The sequence below is a fragment of the Allobosea sp. P1_A7 genome (genome assembly GCF_056406775.1).
Window position 1 is genome coordinate 1 of the sequence record NZ_JBFTZN010000293.1, and the last position, 7,225, is coordinate 7,225.

The 7,225-nt window shown below is 61.8% G+C and carries 6 protein-coding genes; all 6 read left to right on the plus strand.

What is annotated here, in order from left to right; genetic code table 11:
• Positions 1–390 (plus strand): RES family NAD+ phosphorylase (locus AC1D34_RS31485; RefSeq protein ID WP_476826345.1); only part of this gene is annotated, 390 nt, incomplete at its 5' end.
• A 775-nt stretch (positions 391–1,165) separates the two neighbouring features.
• Positions 1,166–2,425 (plus strand): ABC transporter substrate-binding protein, encoded by a 1,260-nt coding sequence (locus AC1D34_RS31490; RefSeq protein WP_476826346.1) that lies wholly within the window; start codon positions 1,166–1,168, stop codon positions 2,423–2,425.
• Between the two features lie 20 nt (positions 2,426–2,445).
• Positions 2,446–4,584, plus strand: coding sequence for an FAD-dependent oxidoreductase (locus AC1D34_RS31495; protein WP_476770792.1), 2,139 nt, complete (start codon positions 2,446–2,448; stop codon positions 4,582–4,584).
• Complete coding sequence (locus AC1D34_RS31500) at positions 4,562–5,473, plus strand: carbohydrate ABC transporter permease (RefSeq protein WP_476770793.1); 912 nt, start codon at positions 4,562–4,564, stop codon at positions 5,471–5,473. The genes AC1D34_RS31495 and AC1D34_RS31500 overlap by 23 nt, the downstream gene beginning before the upstream one ends.
• A 1-nt stretch (position 5,474) precedes the next feature.
• Positions 5,475–6,314, plus strand: coding sequence for a carbohydrate ABC transporter permease (locus AC1D34_RS31505; RefSeq protein WP_476826347.1), 840 nt, complete (start codon positions 5,475–5,477; stop codon positions 6,312–6,314).
• Positions 6,315–6,317: 3 nt separating this feature from the next.
• On the plus strand, positions 6,318–7,004 hold the full coding sequence (locus tag AC1D34_RS31510; protein ID WP_441508497.1) for a GntR family transcriptional regulator: 687 nt from the start codon (positions 6,318–6,320) through the stop codon (positions 7,002–7,004).
• The last annotated feature ends 221 nt before the right edge of the window (positions 7,005–7,225 follow it).

The window sequence follows — 7,225 nt, forward strand, 5'->3', positions numbered from 1 at the left end:
CGATGGAATAGCGCCGGAGTGCGTGCGGTATATTGCGCGCTCGATCCTGCGACGGCCATTCTCGAAGTTGCCGTCCACAAGGGCTTCTGGGTGCTAGACACCGTTCCCCATGTGATGACGGCGGCCGTTATTTCAGACATTGCTGCAGTCCATATCGTCACGCCGGATCGGGTACCGAATCCGAATTGGCTGCGCCCTGGCATCCCAAGTGCCGGCCAGCAGGTTTTTGGCGACGATCTGCTACGGCGGCATGCATTTGTCGTTGTTCCGAGTGTGGTTTCAACCCATAGCTGGAATTTGCTCTTCACGGCCGCCAGGCCGGGCTATGCGCGCCGAGTTCAGGAGTCGTTCGCGCTCGATACCCGACTTCATCCGCCGTCAGCGAAGTGACACGACATAGTGCCGCAGAACAGCGGCATGGTTCTGTTGCAAATTCCCGCGGCGCCATGGAATTTGGGGGTTCGTGCCGTTTCACGCCGCTGCGATAATGAAACTGCGCTGCGAACTGCTGGGCTTTGTCATGCTCCCCCTTCGTCGAGTGCCTCGAGCCTGCGGTGCAGATCGGTTACCTTGATGGCCTCGGTCGTGCCGCTTTACCAGACCGTCATCGGCTATGGCGCCGCCAAGCCGCTGCAGTTCACCCCGGCGCCGAACGAAAATCTGTTCCTCAACCGCATGCGTTGGGGGGAGTGATTCGAGTCCAGCTGGCATTGGCACGTTAACTGCCGGCGGGCGTCAGGGCCTGAACGGGTCGTCATCGGGTTCGCACGCCAACCCATGTCTTGGTCGACCGAATTCGGTTCCTCGCGAAAGTCATGCCCTGAATCGGGTCGGCTAATCACCCTTTTGCCTGCGCGCCCCGTTCGATTTGTCAGCCGACCGGTCGTACAATCGCGAAGGGGGCGATTCATCGGGCCCGCCGGTGGCGAATACGTCACTATCCGCTCGAAGCCATGCCCCAACCAAGAACTGCGCCGCACGTGGCAGGGTGGGGCTATTTCGAGCAGCTCTTGTTCTGCCTCCTAATGAGGAAAGCGCAGCTTCGACGGGCGCAGTGTTCCGACTCCTGACACGGTTTGCCCAAGCTCGAACGTGCCGAAATGCTAATAACATGTCAGTTGTATCTTGCTGCAGCGTCTGTAATCCTTCCTTTCGGGAGGATCGAATGAAAACACATCTCATCATCGGTGCGCTGCTCGGACTGGCCGGGCTGAGCGAGGCCGCAGCCCAGGTGCCGATCCGGGTCTTCGCGAACTCAGCCCATCAAACGGCGTTTCAGGGCACACCTAACAGGCCCGAAACCAATCTCCAGGCGGCTTTCGAGCGCGAGACCGGGTTCAAGATCGTCTGGGAAACGGTGCCGTGGCCGCAGATGCAGCAGAACCTGCTCCGGACCCTGTCATCTGGTACATCGCAGTTCGACGTCGTGATGATCGAGAGCAGTTGGCCCTCACGCGACGTTCTGGAAAAGTTGGTTTCGCTGAAGGAGCGGCAGGCCCAGGCGCTCGAACTCGCCAAGATATTCCCGTCCATGCTCGCCGCTTACCAGCTTGACGGCGATCTCCGCGCGGTGCCGATCCGCTCGAATCCTCAGATCATCCACTACAATAAGCAGATCTTCGAGGAGCGTGGCATTACCGCGCCCAAGACCTTCGAAGATTTCCTAGCTGCCGCCGAGAAGGCCTCGCACAAGCGCGCGGACGGCGCCTCGGTCTATGGCCTAGCCATCAAGCCCGAAGAAGACATCATTACGACCGTCAAGGCTATGGGCGGCAATGTTCTGACGGATGATCACGAAGTAAAGGTCACCGAACCGAAGACCATCAAGGCGATCGAACGGTTGAGGACGCTGGTTGAGCGCGGCGCGCTGCCGCCGAACTTCGCTTCGATGGACGCCACCTCCGTCCAGACGATGATGCGCGAGGGCCTGGCTGCAATGTCGCTGTTCGGCGACAACTATTACAACCGCTTCAACGATCCGGCCTCGTCCCGCGTGGCCGGCAAGGTTGGCTTCTTCGCAATCCCCGGATCGGCCGAAGGCAGCTTCGCTCCGGCCAAGATGGCATTCTGGGGGGCAGCATTCCCGGCCAACGGCCGGGCCGAGGGGCGTGAAGCCGCCTGGACATTCATTCGCTACCTCGCCTCGCCTGCCGTGCAGTTGCGAATGGCCCAGAATGGCAATGGTCCGGTCGATCCCGAGACACTCGCCAATCCGGCCTTTGTCGCGGCCGCCCCCTATAGTGCCGCTTCGGCCGCCGCACTCGCGAACGGCGCCTCCCCGCTGCCGGTGTTCGAAGGTGCCAATCAGGTACGCGACATCTTCGTCAAGGAGGCTGTCGCCGCCATGATGGGCCGCAAGTCAGCACAGGCCGCCATGACTGATGCGCACGCGCAAATCCAACCTCTCGTCGCAGCGCGGCGATAAATTCAGGGGTGGGTCCGGGAATGAACGCGCCCTATGCGCTCTCGAGCCGCGACATCGTTTTGCGCGATGTCGACGTGCTCGTGCTCGGCGGCGGGATGTCCGGTGTCTTCGCCGCATTGGCGGCCAAGACGCCGCACCTGAGCGTCGCCATCGTCGAACCCAGCAATATTCTAGGCGGCCAGGGCACCGCAGGCGGTGTCGCCGGCTTTGTCGGTGACACCGCCCGGGTCAATTACATCTTCGCGGATCTGGTGGCGCGCCTCACCCGCGCCGGCAAGATCGAGCCCTATCGCAGCAATGACGACCGCCGCGCCTATGATCTCGAATCCTGCGGCTTCGCCTTGCAATGCATGCTCGACGAGGCCGGGATTGAGACTTGGCTGCATGCCGCAGCGCTTGATGCCAAGGCTGAGAATGGGAGCGTCACCGAAGTTCTGGTGCGATGTGGGCCGACCCTCGTGCGCGTCAGCCCCCGAGTTGTGATCGATGCGACCGGTAATGCGGTGATTGCCTCAGCCCTCGGCTGTCCTGTCACGCATCTTGGCGCGCGCGAACAATTGCCGATGAGCCTCTATTTCACCCTCTGGAACACCCACCAACTGGTGCGCCCGCTGCTGCCGGAGGGCTGCCCGAGTTGGGAGAGAGACGACGAGCTGCCTATGACGTCCTTGCACGGCTTTGCCGATGGCCGGGTCGAGGTGAAGATGAAAGTCGTCGGCTTCGATGCGGCTGATGGCTTCAGCCTGTCGAAGGCTGAAATCCATGCGCGCCGACAGATGATGGGCCTAGTCTATTATCTTCAGACGCGAGGCTATGGCGGCCGACACACCATCAATGGTGGCGCGCCGCTCGCCACATATACGCTGGCTCATACTGCTCGCAGCATCGGCCAACGCGAAGGCCGGCGCATCATCGGCAAAGCGACCTTGACGGATGCGGATGTCCGCAGCGGCGCGGTGTTCGACGACGCTGTCGCCGTCGGCACCTATCACCTCGACTTCCATTGGCCGGCGACGGAGCGGCGTGCAGGAACGGGCGTCACCGACATGGTCGAACCTTATCACATCCCGCTCGGCGCGATGATCCCGCAGGGCGCGAGCAATGTTCTTTGCCCCGGGCGTTCCCTGTCGGGCGAGCAACTGGCGCTGAGCTCCTACCGGGCGATGACGACATGCGCCCAGATGGGCTTCGGCGCGGGTAAAGCGGCAGCGCTCGCCGCAGCGCACGGCGGCGATATCGAGCGGATCGACATCAAGACTCTACGCCGGGACATCGAGGCAGGCGGCCAAAGTCTCGATCTGTCAACCTACGGCGACTATCTCCGTTGTCTGCGCCTGATCGACGAAGACACCGGCCTCGTGGCGGAAGGCGAGGCCGAGCTGAAACTGGTTCGCGCTCGGAACGGCCGGACCTATCTCGCCTGCCTCCAGCGCAGCGGGAAACTCACGATCTCCCTGCGCTTCCACCGCCACTGGTCGACCGTTGCCGTGACGCAGTTGGCCGGGCCCGCGCGACTGGTCAGATTTGCTAGTACAGGCGACGGGCTGCTCGACATGCAGCTCTCCGATGGCGGCGGCCGGCTCATGGCCTTTCGCGGTGAGGTCGCCCTCGCCTCTGACCGCGCGCCTTTGTCCTTACAGCTTCTGCCGGAACCGGGTTTAACTACCGCCTCGACGCTTGAGCGGAGCGAGAGTCTCGATGGCGGCAGCATAGCCATGGACGATCAGTTGACCGTCATTGCTATCTCCCCGACTGGGGCTAGCGCCGTACGCAGCGATTGCCGAACGTTCCAGACAACACTGGTCGCGCGCATCCTGGACGGCCACGAGATTCAGCTTTACCGCGCCGACGGGGCGGCGCGCGCGAACGGCGCGCACTTGATAGCGTTTGTCAAAGCGCCCGCAAAGGAGACCCGTTTCCTGATCCTTAGCCACGACCTCAATGGTGCCGTCACACCCGACATGATCGCGACTCCAATAGGTATCGCCGTCGCCTTCAGCGATTTGGACGGCAGGATCCGCTTGTGGGAAGGCGCGCTTGAGCAATTCTCGGCGCTGGGTTCGCCGGCGCCAGACCCGAGGGAACTGCAGCGCGCACCTTACCAGGATCGGGTTCTGCTGGCGGGAGCACTCGGGGATGCCCGCCAGGACGCGCGTTGAGTTGAAGCCCGGCGCGGTAGGCCACGTAGCGAGCAAGCTCGCCCCCTTGCGCAACTGGTCGCTGGTGATGCCGCTTTATGCGCTTGTCACCGCCGTGATCGTCTTGCCCGAAATCTGGGCGCTCTATCTCAGTTTTACAGATTATTCAGTCGGCCGTGTTCCGAATTTCGTCGGCCTGAAGAATTATCGCGCGACCCTCGCCGCCGCCGATTTCTGGGCCTCGACCTGGCGCACGGCGGTTTTCGTCGCGATCGCCGTCAGCCTCCAACTCGCCATCGGACTTTGGCTCGCCTGCATTCTCGTGCGCGTGAGGCGCTTTCGCGCGCTGGTGATCGCCTGTCTCGTCGCTCCGATCGCCATGAGCCATGCGGTCACGGCGACGATGTGGAGCTATCTGCTCGATCTCAATGTCGGCCCGATCAACTACGCCATCGAACTTCTAGGCTTTCCCCGGCAGCAATGGCTTTCCTCGGATTCCCTCGCGCTTCCGGTTGTGGCCTTGATCGAATTCTGGGCCGGCATGCCCCACGTCCTCATCTTGCTGTTTCCGATCCGGGCGGCGCTGTCGCCGGAGATCTACGAGGCGGCCGAGATCGATGGTGCCAGCCCATTCCAGAGCTTCCTCAGCATCACGCTTCCCTTGATGATGGCCGGGTTGCTAATCGCCGCCGTCTTCCGCGTCATCATCACCATGCGCGCTTTCGGGACTGTCTGGATACTGACGAAGGGCGGACCGCTCGAGGCCACGCAGATCCTCTCGATCTATCTCTACAAGGTAGGATTCAGCTACTGGGAATTCGGACGGGCCGCCGCCATCGCCTGGCTCATGCTGCTGTTGACGGCCGCTGCCGCCAGCATTCAGGTCATCCGGCTTTATCGGGAACACTAAGATGGAGTCGTCGCGTGCAAGGCTGGGCTGGATAGATCGTATTGTGCTCGGAATTGCCGTGTTCGTCTCGGTCGTCCCGATCCTGGTGGTCGCGCTCTCGGCCCTGAAACCCGACCGGGACATCTTCTSTTATCGGCCGATCCTGCTTTTCTGGCCCACGCTGGCGAATTTCTTCAGTCTCGGCGAACGCTGGAGCAAGTTCATGCTGGGTCTGGCCAACAGCGCGGCTGTGACCGGCGGGTCGATTCTACTCGTGCTGGCCGTCAGTCTTCCGGCCGCCTACGCCTTCTCGCGCTTGCCGCAATTCGGCGTGCGGCGCTCATCGGCGGTCCTGCTTGCGCTGAAGATGTTGCCGCCTCTGGTCGTCACCGTGCCGCTGTTCCCGATCTTTTCAAGCGTGGGCCTTGATGATTCCCGCCTCGGACTGGTCCTGGTCTATGCGGCCTTCGAGGTCAGCCTAGCGGTGATGATCCTGAAGACCTTCATCGACAACGTTCCGCTGGAAATCGAGGAGGCCTCCTTTCTCGACGGCTGCAGCCGTTTTCAGGCCTTTCGACGCATCATCCTGCCGCTGATCTGGCCGGGTATTCTGACAGTCGCCATCGTCGTCGCTGTGTTCGCCTGGAACGATTATATGTTTGGGCTCGTGCTAACGACGACGCGCACCGCAACCGCCCCAGTCGTCCTGGCCGACATGCTGTCGGGCATCGGCGAAGGCACTGCCAACTGGGGTGAGGTCTTCGCTGCGGCAACGCTGCAGATGGTCCCGGTGCTAATTTTTGTCTGGATCGTCCAGAAGCAGATGTTCTTTGGGGCCATGCTCGGTGCCACGAAAGGCTGATCGATGGTGAGAAATCTACCCGCCGTCGTCTTCGAGGCATCCTCCCGCCAGCGGGCCTACGACAGCTTCGTAAAGAACCTGCTCGCCCACCGGATCAGGCCCGGCCAATTTCTCTCGCAGCGCGAATTGGTCGACATGACCGGCTTGCCGATCGGCACGATCCGCGAACTGGTGTCTCGCCTCGAAGGCGAAAGGCTGGTCAACGTAGTACCGAGCCGCGGGATGCAGATCGCCTATGTCGACATCGACTTGGTCAAGGACGCTTTCCAATACCGGCTGATGATCGAAAAGGAAGCCACGGCGAGCTTCATCGAGACGGCAACCGACCAGGCCATCCTGGCGATGCGCCGCGAACATGAGGAGATTCTGGAGCAGGATTGCCTGCGGGCAAACGGCCGAAAACCGGAATTCGACATGCTGGCCCGCGCCCGGGACGTTGACAGCGCCTTTCACGCAGTGATCGTCGATTCGCTCGGAAATCGGATCATCTCGGAAGCCTATCGCCTTAACTCGCTCAAGCTGAGTCTGATCCGGCAGGAACGCGGATTAATGACGGATTCTCTGGTTTCGATTGCGATGGGCGATCATCTGCGGATTATCGCCGCGCTAGAACGTCGCGATGGACCGGCCGCAGTGGCCGCAATGAGCGACCACGTGCTGCGCGGCTGCTCGCGCGCGCTTAGCCTGTAGGAATGTACGGACTTTGCGGGGGAGCAGATCGTCAAGCTGTTGCTGCTCGGGAAAAGTAACAGCGAGCTCACTCAGGGACTGTCCGGTATTTTGTGTCCGGGGCCATAGTGACGCCGATGGAGGGCGCTCATGGTCATCAAGAAGGACACACTGGATCAGTTGCTTGCGGGACGTGATCCGCGCGATGTTTTCGCCAAGGACGGGCTGGTCGATGAGCTGAA

Coding starts and splice junctions, on each gene's coding strand:
- AC1D34_RS31490 (WP_476826346.1), top strand. CDS start 1,166: ATGAAAACACATCTCATCATCGGTGCGCTGCTCGGACTGGCCGGGCTG.
- AC1D34_RS31495 (WP_476770792.1), top strand. CDS start 2,446: ATGAACGCGCCCTATGCGCTCTCGAGCCGCGACATCGTTTTGCGCGAT.
- AC1D34_RS31500 (WP_476770793.1), top strand. CDS start 4,562: ATGCCCGCCAGGACGCGCGTTGAGTTGAAGCCCGGCGCGGTAGGCCAC.
- AC1D34_RS31510 (WP_441508497.1), top strand. CDS start 6,318: ATGGTGAGAAATCTACCCGCCGTCGTCTTCGAGGCATCCTCCCGCCAG.